At 59.4% G+C, this 16692-nt stretch carries 13 protein-coding genes and 3 pseudogenes; 9 read left to right on the top strand and 7 right to left on the bottom strand.

Annotation, left to right across the window (positions count from 1 at the left end; all coding sequences use genetic code 11):
- Positions 1-8 precede the first annotated feature (8 nt).
- The 7 genes from vioA to AC3WLT_RS32685 all read left to right on the top strand — a co-directional run bounded on the left by vioA (position 9) and on the right by AC3WLT_RS32685 (position 6526).
- Positions 9-1148 carry a dTDP-4-amino-4,6-dideoxy-D-glucose aminotransferase VioA gene (vioA, locus tag AC3WLT_RS32715; protein ID WP_492595756.1) on the top strand — a complete coding sequence of 380 codons (1140 nt, stop codon included), beginning with the start codon at positions 9-11 and terminating at the stop codon, positions 1146-1148.
- A gap of 5 nt (positions 1149-1153) precedes the next feature.
- A complete protein-coding gene (locus AC3WLT_RS32710) occupies positions 1154-1852 on the top strand; it encodes a WbqC family protein (protein WP_492595755.1) in 699 nt (232 codons plus the stop codon).
- On the top strand, positions 1849-2826 hold the full coding sequence (locus AC3WLT_RS32705) for a hypothetical protein (protein WP_492595754.1): 978 nt from the start codon (positions 1849-1851) through the stop codon (positions 2824-2826). Before AC3WLT_RS32710 ends, AC3WLT_RS32705 begins: the two co-directional genes overlap by 4 nt.
- Positions 2823-3347 (top strand): GNAT family N-acetyltransferase, encoded by a 525-nt coding sequence (locus AC3WLT_RS32700; protein ID WP_492595753.1) that lies wholly within the window; start codon positions 2823-2825, stop codon positions 3345-3347. The genes AC3WLT_RS32705 and AC3WLT_RS32700 overlap by 4 nt, the downstream gene beginning before the upstream one ends.
- Positions 3348-3388: 41 nt before the next feature.
- Complete coding sequence (locus AC3WLT_RS32695; protein ID WP_492595752.1) at positions 3389-4168, top strand: phytanoyl-CoA dioxygenase family protein; 780 nt, start codon at positions 3389-3391, stop codon at positions 4166-4168.
- 4 nt (positions 4169-4172) lie between these two features.
- The gene (locus tag AC3WLT_RS32690) at positions 4173-4907 is read left to right on the top strand and encodes a class I SAM-dependent methyltransferase (protein WP_492595751.1); all 735 of its coding nucleotides are present in this window, start codon (positions 4173-4175) and stop codon (positions 4905-4907) included.
- A gap of 557 nt (positions 4908-5464) precedes the next feature.
- Positions 5465-6526 (top strand): HAD family hydrolase, encoded by a 1062-nt coding sequence (locus tag AC3WLT_RS32685; RefSeq protein ID WP_492595750.1) that lies wholly within the window; start codon positions 5465-5467, stop codon positions 6524-6526.
- Positions 6527-6645: 119 nt separating this feature from the next.
- On the opposite strand, the pseudogene AC3WLT_RS32680 reads toward AC3WLT_RS32685, so the two are convergent.
- The 4 genes and pseudogenes from AC3WLT_RS32680 to AC3WLT_RS32665 all read right to left on the bottom strand — a co-directional run.
- Positions 6646-6729, bottom strand: a pseudogene (locus AC3WLT_RS32680) (DNA-binding response regulator); the annotation flags it as partial.
- A complete protein-coding gene (locus tag AC3WLT_RS32675; RefSeq protein ID WP_492595783.1) occupies positions 6714-8189 on the bottom strand; it encodes a PAS domain-containing sensor histidine kinase in 1476 nt (491 codons plus the stop codon). The gene AC3WLT_RS32675 and the pseudogene AC3WLT_RS32680, both read right to left, overlap by 16 nt.
- 288 nt (positions 8190-8477) lie before the next feature.
- Positions 8478-8828 (bottom strand): annotated as a pseudogene (locus AC3WLT_RS32670) (hybrid sensor histidine kinase/response regulator); the annotation flags it as partial.
- Between the two features lie 527 nt (positions 8829-9355).
- Positions 9356-10297, bottom strand: coding sequence for a substrate-binding domain-containing protein (locus tag AC3WLT_RS32665; protein WP_492595749.1), 942 nt, complete (start codon positions 10295-10297; stop codon positions 9356-9358).
- Between the two features lie 176 nt (positions 10298-10473).
- On the opposite strand from AC3WLT_RS32665, the pseudogene AC3WLT_RS32660 reads away from it, so the two are divergent.
- Positions 10474-10772, top strand: a pseudogene (locus AC3WLT_RS32660) (tyrosine-type recombinase/integrase); the annotation flags it as partial.
- On the opposite strand, the gene AC3WLT_RS32655 reads toward AC3WLT_RS32660, so the two are convergent.
- The 3 genes from AC3WLT_RS32655 to AC3WLT_RS32645 form a co-directional block, all read right to left on the bottom strand.
- On the bottom strand, positions 10653-11513 hold the full coding sequence (locus tag AC3WLT_RS32655) for a hypothetical protein (RefSeq protein ID WP_492595748.1): 861 nt from the start codon (positions 11511-11513) through the stop codon (positions 10653-10655). The pseudogene AC3WLT_RS32660 and the gene AC3WLT_RS32655 sit on opposite strands and share 120 nt — an antisense overlap.
- Positions 11514-11720: 207 nt before the next feature.
- Entirely contained in the window at positions 11721-12509 is a 789-nt protein-coding gene (locus AC3WLT_RS32650; protein ID WP_492595747.1) for a toll/interleukin-1 receptor domain-containing protein, read from the bottom strand.
- A 318-nt stretch (positions 12510-12827) separates the two neighbouring features.
- Positions 12828-14540 carry a hypothetical protein gene (locus AC3WLT_RS32645; protein ID WP_492595746.1) on the bottom strand — a complete coding sequence of 571 codons (1713 nt, stop codon included), beginning with the start codon at positions 14538-14540 and terminating at the stop codon, positions 12828-12830.
- A 289-nt stretch (positions 14541-14829) separates the two neighbouring features.
- On the opposite strand from AC3WLT_RS32645, the gene AC3WLT_RS32640 reads away from it, so the two are divergent.
- The gene (locus AC3WLT_RS32640; RefSeq protein WP_492595745.1) at positions 14830-16632 is read left to right on the top strand and encodes an ATP-binding protein; all 1803 of its coding nucleotides are present in this window, start codon (positions 14830-14832) and stop codon (positions 16630-16632) included.
- Positions 16633-16692: the final 60 nt, after the last annotated feature.

The raw sequence follows: 16692 nt of genomic DNA, 5'->3' as shown, positions 1-16692 counted from the left end.
AGGAAAGCATGAGCGCTACCGTCCGCATGATCCAGCCGCAACCGGATGAAAAGATCTACGTCACCCAGCCGCATCTTGCGCCGCTGCGCGAATTCATCCCCTATCTGGAAAAAATCTGGGACAGCAAGATACTGACCAACGGCGGTCCGTTTCACCAGCAGCTCGAAAAAGCGTTGTGTGAATATCTCGGTGTGCAGCATCTCGCCCTGTTCGCCAACGGCACGCTTGCACTCGTCACTGCGCTGCAGGCGCTGCGCATCACGGGAGAGGTGATCACCACGCCGTATTCCTTTGTTGCGACCGCCCATTCATTGCTGTGGAACGGGATCAAACCGGTCTTTGTGGACATCGACCCGGACACGCTCAATCTCGACCCCGTGAAAATCGAAGCGGCGATCACGCCCCAGACCACAGCCATCATGCCGGTTCACTGCTATGGCCATCCGTGCGATGTCGACGCCATTCAGAAGATTGCCGACAACTACAACCTGAGGGTGATCTACGACGCGGCTCACGCATTCGGCGTGCAGACCGGGGCAGGCAGCGTGCTCCAGCATGGCGATCTATCCGTACTCAGCTTCCACGCCACCAAGGTCTTCAATACCTTTGAAGGTGGCGCCATCATTTGCCCCGACGCGAAAGCCAAGCAGCGGATCGATCACCTGAAAAACTTCGGTTTTGTCGACGAAGTCACCGTCGTCGCGCCCGGGATCAACGGCAAGATGAGCGAGATCAATGCGGCGTTCGGCATGCTGCAGCTGCAGCACATTGACGAAGCGCTGGCCCGCCGCAAGGAAATCGACGCGATGTACCGCGAACTGCTGCGCGGCGTACGGGGCATCCGCTGCCTGCAAGGGGCCGGCGAGACGGTGGAGAACCACGCCTACTTCCCGATCCTGGTGGAGGCCGACTATCCGATCAGCCGCGACGCACTCTATCAAAAGTTTCGCGACCACGACATCTATGCGCGCCGCTATTTCTACCCGCTGATCTCGGACTTTCCGATCTATCGCGGCCTGCCGTCCGCGCGCCACGAAAATCTGCCGGTCGCGCGTGCCACCGCGCAACAGGTATTGTGTCTGCCGATTTTCCCGGCGCTGACGAACAGCATGCTCGATCGCATCGTCGGACTCATCGCAGATTGCTGAACGTCATGAAGCTCGCGATCATGCAGCCCTATCTGTTTCCGTATATCGGATATTTCCAGCTGGCGGCCGCAGTCGACAAGTTCGTCTTTTACGACGACGTGAACTTTATCAAGAACGGTTGGATCAACCGCAACCGGATGCTGCTGGGCGACCAGGTTCGCTACCTGACGGTGCCGCTTGCGGGCGCGAGCCCGTTGCTGAAGATCAACGACGTGCTGATCCAGCCGCGCGAGCACTGGCTGCGCAAGCTGCTCGAATCGATTCGCCACGCTTACGGGAAAGCGCCCCAGTATCCGCAGATCAGCGAACTGACCGGGCGGATCCTGTCCGCGCCCGTCGAGCATATTTCGCTGCTGGCGTCGCATACCGTCGTTGAGATCTGCAGATACCTGGAGATCGACACCGAGTTCGTCGCCTCGTCGGCAAAGTACGGCAATGCGCAGCTCAAAGGAGCGGATCGGGTTATCGACACTTGTGCGAAAGAGCACGCTCGCATCTACGTGAACCTGCCAGGCGGCCGGGCGCTTTACGACAGCAAGGCATTTTCCTCCTGCGGCGTGGAGCTCGCTTTCATCGAACCGAACCTCAGCCCCTATCCGCAGTTCGACGATACGTTTCATCCTGCTTTATCGATTCTCGATGTGCTGATGTTCAACAGCAAAGATAGCGTGAGAGACATGCTTTGCGTAGAGGTGAGTGCATGAACCCAGGCGAGCCGCGCGCAGTCGGCGGATATTTCGAGCTGGAGCTGCCGCAGGTCGGGTCCATTCTCCATGAAGACGCGCTGCGTTTTCAGTCATCGCGGGCCGCATTTTTAGCGCTGCTTCGCACGTTGCGCCCGGCTGCCGTCTGGATGCCCTGGTACATTTGCGATGCCATAGTCGAGCCGCTGCGGATGACCGGAACGCCAATCAAACGCTACCGGCTCGCCCCGGAGCTGCGCGTGCAATCCGTCGACCTCGCGCAGGGCGAGTGGCTTTTCTACGTGAACTACTTCGGCTTGTGCGATCGCCAGGTCGACGAAGTGCTCAACCGGTTTCCGCGCGAGCGCGTCGTGATCGACAATGCCCAGGCGATGTTCGCGCAACCCCGCGATTGCCTCGCCACGCTGTACTCGCCGCGCAAATTCGTCGGTGTGCCGGACGGTGGCTACCTCGTTACGCAGCAGCAGGTGGAGATGCCAAGGGACACCGACCACGCATCGTTGCAGCGCTGCGGGCATCTTCTCGGCCGACTCGCGCGAGATGCGGAATCGGGCTACGCCGACTATACGGCAGCGGAAGAAAGCCTGAAGCATCAGGAGCCGTTACGGATGTCGCGCCTGACTGAGCGCATCCTCACCAGCATCGACTACGATGCCGTGCGCGCACGGCGAATCGCGAATTTTGCTTTTTTGCACGAGAAGCTGCAGCGCCACAATCGCTTCACCCTCGACTATCGCGACGATGCGGTGCCGCTCTGCTACCCGTATTTCGGCGCGCCGTTGGGACTGCGCGAAGAACTCCGCGCGCAACGCGTCTACACGCCCGGCTACTGGCCGGACGTCGCGACCACCGACGGGGTGCCGGAGTTCGAGCGGGATCTCCCGGCCTCGGCGCTGTTTCTCCCGTGCGATCAACGACTCTCGCGCGACGATCTGGCGCCGATCGCGCAACGCTTACTGGACCGACTCGCATGATCAACGATGAGATATTCCTGCGCGAGATCGAACGCGGCGATCTTCCGACCATCAACGCGTGGCGCACCGATCAGGCGCTAGTCAGCCTGCTGGGCGGCGCCTTCCGCCATGTAGGCCCCGAGATCGACAGCAAATGGTTCGACAGCTACCTCAGCGCCCGCGCGAACAACGTTCGTCTCGCGGTGTGTCTCGCGTCGACGCGCGAGCTGGTTGGCGTTACGTACCTATTGGGGATCGACTGGTTGAACCGCTGCGCGGAGTTCTCGATCCAGATCGGCGCGGAGTCGGCGCGCGGCCGGGGGATCGGCGAGGCCGCCACGCGCTTGACGCTCGAGCATGCGTTCAGCGATCTCAATCTGCACCGCCTTTCGTTGACCGTGCTGGTCTCCAATGATCGTGCCGTCGCGCTCTATGAAAAAGTGGGCTTTCGCGCCGAGGGTCTGCTGCGCGAGGCGGTCTTCAAGGGCGGCCGCTATCTCGACGTCATTCCGATGGCTATGCTCGCCGCAGATCGGTCTTGATCCACTCAATTTCGCCTGTTGTCTCCGCCCCACTCGTGAATATGACTGACGCTCAACACGACGCTGCGCTTGCGACGGCCGGCTGGACCGTCGTGCCCCGGTTGATTCGCACCGGCTTACTCGATTCGCTGGTAAAGGCGCTCACGCCTTCGCTTGCGCTGCGCGACGCTATTCGCCTGCGCAACGGCGTGCTGGAAAACAGCGCCGGCACCTTGCATCATCTGTTGATGGATGACGACTGTTACGTTGAACTGCTAGCGGAACTCTCGATTCTCGAGCCGGTTTTCAAAAGATATTTCAACGGTAACTTTGTCCTCAATTCGTACGGCGGCGTCATCAACGAGCGCGACTCACGCTCGTACGTGCAGAACGTGCATCGCGATATCCGTTTCGGCTCCGACACGCGGCGCTTCATGCTGAATGCGCTGGTGATGCTCGACGATTTCACGCTGGACAATGGCGCGACGCACATCCTTTCGCACTCGCAAAACACGCAGCAACAGCCCGCCGACGAAGCGTTCTACGCACAGGCCTCGCGTGCGACCGGCGAGCGCGGCTCGGTCCTGCTGTTCGATTCGCGGATGTGGCACGCAACCGGACGCAACGCCACCGACGCGCCGAGACGTGCGTTGACGTTGACCTTCACCAGCCCCTTCTTCAAACCCCAGCTCGACTACGCGCGGCTGTTCGGCTATCGCAATCTCGACCGGTGTAACGCATGGATGCGTCAGGTCCTGGGGTTCAACGCCCGGGTTCCTGAATCGCTCGATGAGTTTTACGTTCCGGTCGAGCAGCGTTTCTATCAGCGTGGACAGGATTGATGACATGAACAGAGACTACAACGCGGAAGCGAAAGATCATCCCGAACATCGCTACGCTTACGACTTCGACTATCTGATGCATGAGTACATGCTTCGGACATTTGCGCCGTTCCTCGCCACGGGCAACGCGCTCGAACTGGGATGCTTCGAGGGCAATTACACGCGCCTGCTCGCCCAGCGCTTCGACGCACTCGAAGTCGTCGAGGCATCGGCAGACTGCATCGCGGTGGCGTCGAAGAAGATGCAAGCCGCGGTCAAATTTCACCACTCGACGTTCGAGACGTTCGAGCCGATGCAGCGCTACGACAACATTTTCCTGATCCATACGCTCGAACACCTCGATCATCCGGTCGACGTGCTGAGCCGGATCGGCAGCTGGCTGTCCGAGGGTGGGCGCCTGTTCGTAGCGGCGCCGAATGCGCGGGCTGGATCGCGGCAGATCGCCGTCCATATGGGGCTGATCGATCATCCCGCGGCCGTGACGGCTGCGGAAGCAGCACACGGTCATCGCGTGACCTACTCGATTGACACGCTGCGGGCCGACTTGCGCGCGGCAAAGCTGCGCCCGGTCACGGAAGGCGGGATCTTTTTCAAAGGCCTTGCCAACTTCCAGATCGACGCAGCGTTGCAGGCCAGCATCATATCCAAAGCGTATCTGGACGGCTGTTATGAGTTGGGGCGCGTCTACCCCGACTTGTGCTCCAGCGTGTACGCAATCTGCGAGCGCGGTCACGGCTGATTGCTCGCTGCTGAATGCCGCGTCGTCCGTGGACGCGACATTCACCCTGCGGCACGCCTTCGCGAGTCGTTGTCGTGCGCCGCAGATTGCGGCGCCGTGTCACCCTCACCGCCGGAACCGCCCTCCACCGCCACCCCGCGAACCTGTGCGCTGAAACTCCCCGCTCGCCCGCGCATTCCCCAGATCATGCCCCTGCCTGAGCGAATGCCGGCGACGACACCACCGCGGCAGCATATAACGCCGCCGGCCGAACCACGCATCTGTTAGCCATTCGCTTGCCTGGTCTACGGGCTTTTCTTATAGGCGAACGCATTCCTTTGCACGATGTAAATAAAACCAATGAAATGGCATTCGTATTATTCCAATTGCATTTTTTCCGTTTGTTTGAGCAACCGATCGACCCATTCATTAAAAACGTCATAACCTTATATGGCGACGCTAATGCCCGGCATTAAAGATAGCGTTCGAAAAAACAACAACAGGGCTGCAACAACCGCCGCGCACCATTAGACTGGCGCTCGTTTTCAGTCCGATCTACCGCTATTGATGAGGCCTCCATGATTCGCACGATGCACCGGTACTGCGTTGCTTTGACCATTGTGGTTCTTTCAGCTTGCACCAGTCTGCCGCGCCAGGACGCGGGCGAATTGTCGGCAAATGCGACGACGGCCGCCGCGCTCGCTTCATGGAACGACACCGCAACCAGGCGCTCGATCGTCGATTTCGTCACGCTGGTGACGACGCCCGAATCGAAAGACTTCATCGCGCGGACCGACCGGATCGCCGTATTCGATAACGACGGCACGCTGTGGCCCGAGCAGCCCGCGTCGATACAAATGGTGTTCGCGCTGCAACGCGTGAAGACCGTCGCCGGGCGGCATCCGGAGTGGAAACGGCAGGAGCCGTTCCGCTCGATTCTGAAAGGCAATCTGAAAAGCATCGCGGCGAGCGGCGACACGGGCTCGATGAAATTGCTGGCAGCCGCGCACGCCGGCATGACCAGCGATCAATTCGCTGCGCTCGTGCACGAATGGTTCGACACCGCGAGCGATCCGCGCTTTAACCGTCCGTACACCAGCCTTGCGTATCAGCCGATGCTCGAGTTGCTCGGCTATCTGCGCGCCAACGGCTTCAAGACCTATCTGGTCACCAGCGGCGACGTCGAGTTCGCCCGCGACATGGCGAAGCGTGCGTATGACATTCCGCCCGAGCAGGTGATCGGCAGCACCGTCAAGTACAAGTACAGCCAGACCAACGGCGCGGCGTCGCTGACTCGCCTCGCGCAGGTCGACAACCTGGTCGACGGCGCGGCCAAGCCGCTCGCTATCGACCGCGTGATCGGACGGCGTCCGGTGATCGCGTTCGGCAACGCGGACGGCGACGTGCCGATGCTCGAATGGACCTCGGCGGGCGACGGCCCACGCCTGGCCGCGCTGCTGCATCACACGGACGGGGAACGGGAATATGCGTACGACCGCGCGTCGAAAAGCGGCAAGCTCGACAAGGGTCTGGACGAAGCCAACGCGAAAGGCTGGCTCGTGATCGATATGAAGGACGACTGGCGTGCGGTGTTCAAACCGGATGCTGCGACGACGGCGGCGGCTGCGCCGGTGAACTAGGCCGGGAGCTTCCGCACAACGGAAGCTGCGCGAAACCTCCCGTCAGCGATGCCATTTTCGACTTCATGCTTGCCATGAGGGGCGTGCGGAAATGGCGGCGACTCTTGCACCGGAGGCCTGACGACATCCGTTGTCGTCGCGACGGTCTGCTTCAGGCCGTCCCGCACGATCGCGTGGTCGTCTGCAATCAGAATCCTGAGCATCTTTGTGGTTCGTCGCAAAGCGGGACGTGAATCGAAATCACCGTGCCCGTGTCGGGCGCGCTTTCGATCTGCAGCGTTGCCCCGATTAGCCGGGCGCGCTCCCTCATCCCGAGCAATCCATAGGAGTATCCCTTCGCCGCGGCGGCCGCGTCAAAGCCGCAACCGTCGTCGCTGACGTGGAGGTCAAGCGCCGTGTGGCCGCCCGTCAACGTCACGTCTGCCCGCGACGCCCCGGCGTGACGCGCGACATTCGTCAGCGACGCCTGCACGATACGGAATACGGCCGTCGCGTGCGCATCCGGCAAAACGGGTTCATCACCATTAATCCGCAACTGACAGGGAATGCCGTTGCGTCGACCGAAGTCTTCGACTAGCCACTCGAGCGCCGACACGATCCCGAAGTTCAGCGCTGCGGGCCGCAGATGGTTCGCCACATTGCGCACCATCCAGATCGTCTTTTCAACGAGCTCACGCATGTCGTCGGTCTTTTTCAAAGCGTCCGGATCGCCGGAAAGCCGCATCTTGAGCAACGATACATCCATCTTCAGCGCAGTCAGTAACTGGCCCAGCTCATCATGAATTTCCATGGCGATGCGCTTTCTTTCGTCTTCCCGAATCGCCTCCATGTAGGCGGACACCTCGCGCAACTGTTCGCGCGACTCGAATAGCTCCTGCTCGATGAGCTTGCGTCCTGTGATGTCGTTCAGGCCGACGTAGATTGCCGGTGCATCGTCATACGTGGCGACTCGCGCCATCGCCATGGCCCAGAACGTAGTGCCGTCCGGTCTGCGGAAATGGACCTCAGTGTTGCGAAAACTCCCCTCCTGGCGCAAATGCTCTACCAGCCTGTCGCGCTCCGTGGCATCCACATAGAGGTCAACGATGTTGCTGATTCCGTGGTTGCGAGGATCGAGTCCGAACAGCGCGCGCAACGGCTCATTCGCGTAAAAAATTTTGCCGTATGGCATCGAGACAATGCACAGCGGCACCGGGCTCGTCTCGACAATGGCGCGAAAGCGCGCCTCGCTCGACTGCAGTCGCGCTTCGATCCGCCTACGCTCCTCGACCTCGGACCGTAGGCTCGCATTCGCTCGCGCGAGTTCCTCTTCCACCTTCTTGCGTTCGGTGACGTCGCGGGCAATGCCGGCGGTGCCCGCCAGTTGTCCATGTCCGTCGGCGAAAGGTGTCTTGATCGTCTCCACCCACCTCCGGCGACCGTCCGCCTCGACATGGTTTTCTTCGATCCGTTTGCGGCACCCCGAGGCCATCACCTCGACATCGGCGGTGCGGTATGCCATTGCGTTTTCAAGCGAGTGCAAGTCGAAGTCGGTCTTGCCGACCATGTCAGCCGGTTCAGCGTAGCCTAAGGCGCGCACCAACGCCCGGTTGACCGCCACATATCGGCCGTCAGTGTCTTTTACCCAGGCGAGGTCCGGAATGTTGTCGAGGATCGCCGCCATCTGCGCGTTCGCACTGCGGAGTTCGGCAGCATGCTGATCGAGTCCCTCGAACATTACGTTGAGGGCATCGACCAGTTGATCCAGTTCGTCGGGTTTCCGCCGTGTCCGGCGCAACCGCAATGGCGCCATGGCGATGCCCGGTGTGCGTCCGCGCAGCGTCGCAGCAATATCGACAAGATGGCGCGTCGCGAGCCTGTGAACCATAAACAGGATGAACAGCGCGACCAGAAACGTTTTCGCCGCGTTGCTCACGAGGATCACCAACGCCTGGCGCAACAGATCGCGATAGATGTCAGTCAAACTACCCTCAAGATGCAGGATCCCGATCTGGCGCCGGTCGTTGTCACAGCAATAAACGGGAAACTCCCTGACGACTACGTTTTCGACCTGTACAGAACCTCGGGAAACCGTCAGTGGGTGCGCGACCTGCGTTTCGCGGACTTCGGCATAACGGATCAGGGGCAGATGCAGCATTCCGTCGAGCTGATCCTCCAGCCGTTTGCTATCGAGAGCCCACAGCGCGTTGCCCAGACCACGCGCATAGCCTTCCTCAATTTCGTTGAAGCGGTTCTGCAAACCTGAGACCTCGGCCTGGTAACTTAGCAAGAGCTGAACGACGGTCACCACCAGCGTCACCATCGTACTGAACAGCAATACACGGCCGAGCAGGGCGACAGCAATTCCCCCTCGTGGCGCGCTGAAAGGGTTAGGCAACGAGCCTGTACGGGCAGCTAGCAAGGTCAACTCCAGGTGAGACTGTCATCGTGACTTTAACTTCGATTCGGAAGGTACGGGTCACCGGCGTGATCGGTATCCGGAAGCAGATAGCGCGTATGCGATGTCGAATTACACGGGTAGGAGATGCGGCATATGAGAGCCGTGCGAGTGTCTGGCGAGATGCTGTCTGCCGTGGTGCTGGTCGCTGCGGGTACCGCATCGGTATCGATAGACGGAATCGGTGGCAGCGCGCTCCTGCCTATATCCGCCCATCCTTCCCGGCCGCTCGTTCCGGTGCCGGACGTGCGGGTCGATCACGAAGGTACTGGCGAAAATCCAAGTTCACTATTGCTACCGGCAACGTCGTTCCTGACCGCTCCGCTGGAATCGGCGAGGCGTAACAGGCCGGGCGATCCGGAGCGGTCGTGCGAGAAACTGCTCTGGAGCGTCTACTGGATGTAGTTTGCCAACACCGCACGGATAGCCGGATCATTCATGTTGTTCGGCGTCACCGTCACCACGTCGACCAATACTTTCGAGCGGGGCGGATGGCCCTGCAAGGCCCCAACCAATGTTTCAACCGCCAGATAACCCATGCGGTAAGGGTCCTGCACCACATCGGCATAAACGACCCCATGCTTGAGCCCATCCAGGAATTCCGGGCGCCAGTCGAACACGACCAGGCGCGGGCGATCGCCGACGGCCTTGGCTTCAATAACTCGCAGGGCGGCATAGGCAATCGGCTCAGCCGGTGCGAAAACAGCATCGAGGTGACCTTCATAGGCGTTCAAGGCCTTGGCGATCAATCCCTCCGCCTCACGGGGGCGGTATCCTACATAGGTATCGACAACCACATCCCATCCCGCCTCCCGCGCCACGCTCAGAAACCCGTTTTCGCGCTCTGTTGTGGAACTGATGTTCGGTGCGAGTCGCAGCACGGCTACCTTTGCCCCCCTCCGCAGGACCGGCACAAGACTGAGCGCCGCCTTTTTTCCCGCGCTCAAATTGTCGGTGCTGACGGTAGATATAGCGTTGTAATCGCTGCTGCTCCGGTCTACCAGCACTGTGGGAACCGCGATCGAAACCGGCGTTGTCACATGTTCCAACGGCTCGGGCGCCAACAGGATACCGGCCACCCCACTGCGCACCTCGTAGTCGATTATCCGTAGCTGGATATTGGGTTGCGTGCCAAGCGAGGCACCGTCTGAAGGGTTGCGCATCACCAGTTCGACATGCTCGTCTTCGGCGGCCTGTTTGATCCCCTTTGTCATCGCCTGCCAGAAAACAAGCGACGATCCGCCCAGTACGACGCCGAGCCTGACGGCATACGCGCTCGGCAACGCTCCGGCCAATGCGGCAAACAGCATAACGAGCGCAAGGACCCTACGCATCGTGGACTCCGACGACGCCCGGGACGCGGCCCTCGCCAGTCTGGGGACACACGCGAGAGCCTGCGGCGCCGCCGCCATTTTGCCTTGATAATCTCACGTCACCCTCCTCACGCCAGTTTGGCACAACTTTCCACACGCGATATTGCGTCAATCGGAAGCGGCTGTCGCCCCTGCAGCCCGAGCACGTCGAAAGCGTGTTCGTGTACCGTGGCAGACCGGTCTACCAGACCGTTACTGCGGCGTGGAAAAGGCGCTTAAGCGGGCCGGTATCCGTGATTTCCGCTGGCACGATCTGCGCCACACGTGGGCGAGCTGGCACGTGCAGCGTGGCACGCCGCCACAGGTGCTAAAGGAGTTAGGCGGATGGGAAACGCTGGAAATGGTGCAACGCTACGCGCACCTGTCGGCCGATCACCTGGCGCACTGGGTACAGTCGCACACCACCGCCGACAGCCCAAAGCTGGCGATGAGCTAACTGTATTTTCACTGTACCGGGAGTAAACGATGAAGCAGCAGAGAAACCGCTGAAAGCCTTACGGCTATTGGTGCGCCCGGCTGGGATCGAAAAAAGCGGCTGAAGGCGCGCCAGATAAGGCATTAAAGGCACCCACCTTCTTAGGGGTACGACTTGGGCCTCGTTCTTAAGTCGCTTGAACGTGTCCGTCGCATCCTTTTTGTCCACCGGGTGAGCGAGGCCGGTCGTCACGTTCACCCGCGTGTGCATGTCATTAAGCGCATCGAGCACCGCCGGTTGCATCGCCGGCGCGGCGAATTGCCAAGTGGACGGTCCCCATGTCGTAGGCTGCCACGTCGACATCCACTCCTTCCCCTCTCCCTCGCTCCACGGGAGATAGGCAATCGCTGACGCATTAACGGTGTCATCAACCTTTCCAATTCCGTCTGGCGACAGATGCATTCCGAGCAAAAGCCCATGATTCGGCGCGGCCGAGATACGGCCCGGATAGGCAAGCGTGATCGAGATGCTCGATCCCGTAATCAAGACGCTGTTGCCCGCGTGCAGTGATTTGGCAGCAGCCTGGCCCAGCACATCGGCGACGGTACCACCGAGAAAACGCCCCTTTTCGGGGACAACGAGGACAATTTGATGGATATCGTTTGCTTTGCAATACTTAGTGGCTTCGCCCAAAGCGAGCTTCACGTTCGCGATACTACCGCCAACGTTTTCAATCAAAAATCGAGGCGTGCTGGCAGACATGCGACTTCCTTTGTTCAGGTACTCGATCGAGGACAAGGGTTCCGGTTAGTAAGTCAACCGACGGCGAGATTATTTGCAATTGCGATCAAGCAACATTGCGCCTGTCGCGACTTTCCGCGATATTAACGACGAGACCGTCCGAGTGCCAAGAGGCATCAAATTCGCTCCTGAAGCCTCTTGGGAAGAAAACTGGATCAGGTTATATCGTTAGGCGGGCGGAGTGCGAAACGAAAATGGAATGTAGCGCCATTCGGTCGGCGATTTCTTGTGAAGTACACCCTTAACGCGGACGGGTTGCCCGTTACGTGACTGTATGCTTGCTGTAACAGGAAAAGCCGGAGTGGTGCCGCGATCCACGCCAATTAGAATTCCATTGATGACGGAACCGTCGCTCATGGCTACGTTTGAATTAAAGCCACTTATGCACATCGTGTCCGACGTGCAAGTGAACGTCACGTCTTCCTGGCTATTCTCAACGACGATCACGTAGTGTGACATTGGTTCAAGGAAATGTGCCGCCTGGCACTCTACGACAATGCTGCCGTCTTTCTCGTATGCATGGGCCCGCACGTTATGGAATTCCTGCGGACCGGCCTTGAACGTGTTTTGTCCTTTGGCGACTTCCAAGACCTGCCTCAGCGCCACATCCAAGCCTTGTCCGAACAAATCAATGTAGAGGGTCTGCAGGAGGATCGGCGGCATCATGCAGTCGTCGATCTTCAACGGCACAATCTTTGTTTTTCCTTGCGTCGCCTTAATAACGGCATTCTGCCACTCCAATTCGACCATTTTGCTTGCTAGGCTATTCTTTGAAACGAAGAACAAGAAAAGCTCACAATTCGCTAAGCCTTCGTTCATCCGTGCAACTATTCCATCTCCGGGTTGAATTGCCCAGGAATCGTAAAAAATCTCATCTTCTGGAAAAATTTGACGGAGTTTTAGTGCAAATTGTTCAACAATTGGCTTGTCTTTATAATTGTGCGAAAGAAAAATCAATTGGGTCTCCCAGCGCTTTTTTCAGGTTCGAATTAAGTCCGCTAAACATCAAACGAAAATTCGGCACAATGAGGCCGGCAGCGGAACTGCCATGCTAAGTGATGCGACTAACGACGTCCACTAGGAAGGGGCCGTTGGCCGCTCCAGAGCCGACGTTAAAATGTCGCTTTGAACGTTACGACGAAGGTCGCTTAGTGGCCGGAATGCGTCAGACGTAGCGGGCACTTCTCGACCCTCTGCAGTCGTTCGCCGAATCGATTTCGACACCGCAAGGCGGCCGTTCGACGAAGCCTCTTCTGAGTGGGTAGTGCTTCCTGCTCATGGATTCAGATCACCCGCTCCGAGGGCGAGCAGAATTACGTCGAAGCTTTTGTCGCATTGACCGGCAAGATCCTTGAAGTGAGCCCTTAGGGTCCCATGCGTGGCACGCGCCTGCCGCTCTTCCTTGTCCTTCTCCTCGACGGAACTGTGTGCCTTCAGGATGCTGCGTAGAGCGTGCAGCCTACTAAGCGGCGAGAGGAATGCCTTGGCATCGTCGACTGTTTTCCCTGAGGCAACAAGGATTTCTGAGATCACGCGCAGGGAGGCCCAATTTGCGTCTGCTTTCTTCCCCCTAGTTTCAAGCAGCTTTCGCAAAGGTTTGAGCTGAAATCCCTCAACGAGCAACTGGTCGAAGGCCATGATTTCGTTTGCCCATTCAAGGGTCGAATCCGTGGCCGGGTAGCGCGCAGCATCCATGTGCGCTTCGCCTCTTGGCTGCCACCAGTCAGGTGGCGCGGCATTGAGCTTCCCGATTTTGTACTTCAAGAGATGAAGCGGGTCGTATTCGGAACTGAACTCGCCGAGGATGTCGTTTTCGTGTGCCCGCTTCGAGATTGTTCCCTTCGGCCACTCGTTGAAAGATTGCCAGTAGCGCTGCTCTTCGATGGGGAGGCGGGCCAGGTCGCCGATATAGGCATGCACCTGTCCGGCTTCGTTGATGTCGTAGCTCTTGAGATACCACGCGTTGCGGCAACTGATGGACCGGTCATCGAGGTTGTATTTCTCGGGGTCAGCCTTGAAGCGGTGCAAGACATCAGGGCGGAAAAATGCCGGTGAAATCTCCCAGGGCAGGTCCGATTTCTGGAAGTAGTTCGAGAGGAACTCCGGCGCACACGACCTTTCGACTTCGACGTTGTTCTTGCGGTCGAATATCTTGAACGTCGCATATTCCTTTGTCCTCGTTGGGTTCGATTCCTCTTTCCATTCATCGATGAGTTGCTGCAGCGGAATGGTCGAGCGGACGATCATCCGGCCGTTGACGTAGCTGGCATTTCCAATGCTGCCACCGTGATAGAACAGGTCGGGGGCCTTGCTGTCGATGCGCGGATGATCCCCCCACCCATTGAACCCTCCAGATTTGAAGCGGGTGAAGTCGAAAAAGTAGACCAAGGCCATGTCCACGAGAGTCATGTATATGGAGAGATCCTTGGCTAGGATCGTGACCGCGGTGAGGCTTTTCCGTCCCGGGCTTAGCTCGGTGCGTATCACACGAATAACATCCTCGATATCCCCGCGCTCATCCAGCCGGCAGTACGCGTTGCGTTCGGGCAGGAAATGCAGGTCAAGCGCATGCACGAGCTTTTGGCTCAGTTCGACCGGGCTTTCGCCCTTTTGCACGCCATCAAATGAGCGGCGGAAGATGAGCTTTTCACCACCCGCCAGCGATTTTCCTGAGCGCAACGGCGCTTCGAGGTAGACGCGGTGGCCTTCGCCGCCGCCGTAACTTTTTTGGATGACCCAACTCTCATCTGTCTGCACGAAGGCGAACATGAGGTCTTCCTGGTCCGCAGGCGTGACCTGCTTCAGTGGCGCGAGCACGGCATGAACGAGCGTTGCCGGACCACTGGCGTAGATCACAATCTCCTCACCCTCCACGTTCTCCGTCAAGAATGCGACAGAGTCTTCGGCCGCGATCAGCCACTCTGCTTCACCGGTGGCTGGCGCTTGGGAGATGGCCTTCAGGGCTGCGATGTTGAATCGTCGCGTCATAACGCGCCTCCATTCTGATTTTGCACTTGTAGCCTACCGTAAAGCCGGCGCTGGCTTCCGGCAGTTTGTGGCCGCACTCCGCCCGACGCCGCTGTCTCCGGCGGACGGCACGCGTCGCCCCCTTGCAGCCATTCGGGCTTTGGCTGTCAACGTCTACTTCGCAGCGACTGCCGGCCTTTCTCGCCAAAAATCCACGGGCAGCTGATCATCGCCATCCGGTCATTCGCTAGCCACTCGGCGCATCTTGCTTAATGGCCGGTATCATGGCGGCCTGAAGGCGAGCCCGTTCATGTCTGAAGATATCAAGAACACCGCGATCACTGCTGCTGGCTACATCTACCAAAACCGGCAAGGCCTCAGGGTCCTGTGCGACTGGCTTGACGCGCCGTCTCGCTACACCCGAGTGAAATTTGAGTGCGACGACGAGGCCGTTGCGCCGACGGGGCTAGATGACATCGTCGTCGAGCGTGCAGACGGGCTGCTCGACCTTCAACAGGTCAAGTTCACGCCGGCCCCAGACGCGAATCTGCTCTGCTGGGATTGGATGCTCGAGAAGACGGGCAAGACGGCGCGAGCGCGGTCAATGCTGCGCAAATGGTTCGACGCCTTCAAGGCGCTGGACCCGGCCCGGACTGGCGAGCTCACCTTGACGACCAATCGCCGGCCGGATGCCGATATCGAAGCCTGCCTGAACGGCGGCAAGATTTCCTTCGCCAAGATCCCCGAGCCTAAGCGTTCTGAGGTCATCGCTGAGCTTGGTGGCGAGCCAGACTGTGAGGCGTTTTTCAGCCAACTGCACATTCTTCACAGCGACAAGGGGTTTGAAACGCTGGAGCAAGAGGTCGATGCGCGACTTCGCAAGCACGGCACTCTTGAGGGCATTGCCACCCTCAAGAACGCAGCGTTGAACTGGGCGACGCGGAAGAACTTCCCGCCCCCGGACGGTTGGATTGCTCTGGAACAGGTCCGCATCATTCTGCGGTCGACGCCGCCGGCACCATTGCCCGAGGACTTCGTTGTCCCCCTTGGCTACGAGGTACCCGACGAGACATTCCATCGGGAGTTCGTCCGGGACGCTATCGCCGCCACCGGGCGGACGATCGTGCTCACAGGGCCGCCTGGCCGTGGAAAGAGCACCTACCTGAGCGCGCTGTGCGACACGCTCGCCGAGCGAGGCATTCCCACGGTCCGCCATCACTACTTCCTCTCGACGACGGAGCGGGGGCGTGATCGGGTCAACAGCTACGTGGTCGAGCAGTCCATCGAGGCGCAGGTCAAGCGGTTTCATCCCGATGTCATAGCACCATCTGGAAGCCTGCGCGCGCTCCTCGAAGCGTGCGCTTCCCACTACAAGGCGCTGGGCAAGCCGTTCGTACTCGTCCTGGACGGACTGGACCACGTCTGGCGCGTCAACGCTACGGACAAGCGGCCACTAGACGACGTGTTCTCCCAAGTGATCCCACGCCCGGACAACATGGTGCTGCTCGTCGGCACTCAACCTGTGGACGACGCCCAGTTGCCCACGGACCTGCTTGCCATCGTGCCAAAGGCCGAGTGGCGCACGCTGCCGGCGATGTCGGAGAACGCAGTCCTGTCTTACCTCCGCAGGGCGGTTCAGGGGGAAGGCTTACCACTGGCTTCGAGGGCGAGGATGAGGCGGCAAGGCAGCTGCAGGAGGCTGCAACCGCGCTCCGCACGAAGACCAACGGCCATCCTCTGCACGTCATCTATGCCAGAGTTTGTGGACTTCCATGAACTGTTCGAGTTGCTTAAGACGGTGGAGTTCAGGCGTTTCAGGCAAAGCCATGATGAGAGCTCTGCAGCCGAGGATTTCCGGAGCGCGCTGCATCGCATTGCCTGCGACATCCGGCTGGGCAGCATCCTGTCGGACCACTTCGACGCGGTGGCTCTGACCGAAGAAACCATGGCGGCGGCCAGACAGTGCGCCTGGTTTGACAGCGAGTCCTTCCGCACTCAGTACGCGGCCGGATTGCTGACGAAGATGAGCGACGAAGCAGCGGTGGCGTTCGTTCAGTCCCAGCGTGTCCTGCTTGATGCAGAGATTCGCCAGGAGACTAGTGTCCTGAGTTAGAAGTTCGTTGAATCAATCTTCCGCTCTATCCGAAATGACGAAATGCTGATTAAAAAGCCG

It is taken from the genome of Paraburkholderia sp. FW306-2-2C-D06C, assembly GCF_058781505.1.
This window is presented reverse-complemented; position numbering and strand designations above follow the sequence as displayed.

Excerpts from the sequence above, each read along its gene's own strand:
- AC3WLT_RS32640 (WP_492595745.1), top strand. The coding sequence starts at position 14,830 with ATGTCTGAAGATATCAAGAACACCGCGATCACTGCTGCTGGCTACATC.
- vioA (WP_492595756.1), top strand. The coding sequence starts at position 9 with ATGAGCGCTACCGTCCGCATGATCCAGCCGCAACCGGATGAAAAGATC.
- AC3WLT_RS32695 (WP_492595752.1), top strand. The coding sequence starts at position 3,389 with ATGACTGACGCTCAACACGACGCTGCGCTTGCGACGGCCGGCTGGACC.
- AC3WLT_RS32705 (WP_492595754.1), top strand. The coding sequence starts at position 1,849 with ATGAACCCAGGCGAGCCGCGCGCAGTCGGCGGATATTTCGAGCTGGAG.
- AC3WLT_RS32645 (WP_492595746.1), bottom strand. The coding sequence starts at position 14,540 with ATGACGCGACGATTCAACATCGCAGCCCTGAAGGCCATCTCCCAAGCG.
- AC3WLT_RS32710 (WP_492595755.1), top strand. The coding sequence starts at position 1,154 with ATGAAGCTCGCGATCATGCAGCCCTATCTGTTTCCGTATATCGGATAT.
- AC3WLT_RS32675 (WP_492595783.1), bottom strand. The coding sequence starts at position 8,189 with ATGGCGGCGATCCTCGACAACATTCCGGACCTCGCCTGGGTAAAAGAC.
- AC3WLT_RS32655 (WP_492595748.1), bottom strand. The coding sequence starts at position 11,513 with ATGTCTGCCAGCACGCCTCGATTTTTGATTGAAAACGTTGGCGGTAGT.
- AC3WLT_RS32665 (WP_492595749.1), bottom strand. The coding sequence starts at position 10,297 with ATGCGTAGGGTCCTTGCGCTCGTTATGCTGTTTGCCGCATTGGCCGGA.
- AC3WLT_RS32700 (WP_492595753.1), top strand. The coding sequence starts at position 2,823 with ATGATCAACGATGAGATATTCCTGCGCGAGATCGAACGCGGCGATCTT.
- AC3WLT_RS32685 (WP_492595750.1), top strand. The coding sequence starts at position 5,465 with ATGATTCGCACGATGCACCGGTACTGCGTTGCTTTGACCATTGTGGTT.
- AC3WLT_RS32690 (WP_492595751.1), top strand. The coding sequence starts at position 4,173 with ATGAACAGAGACTACAACGCGGAAGCGAAAGATCATCCCGAACATCGC.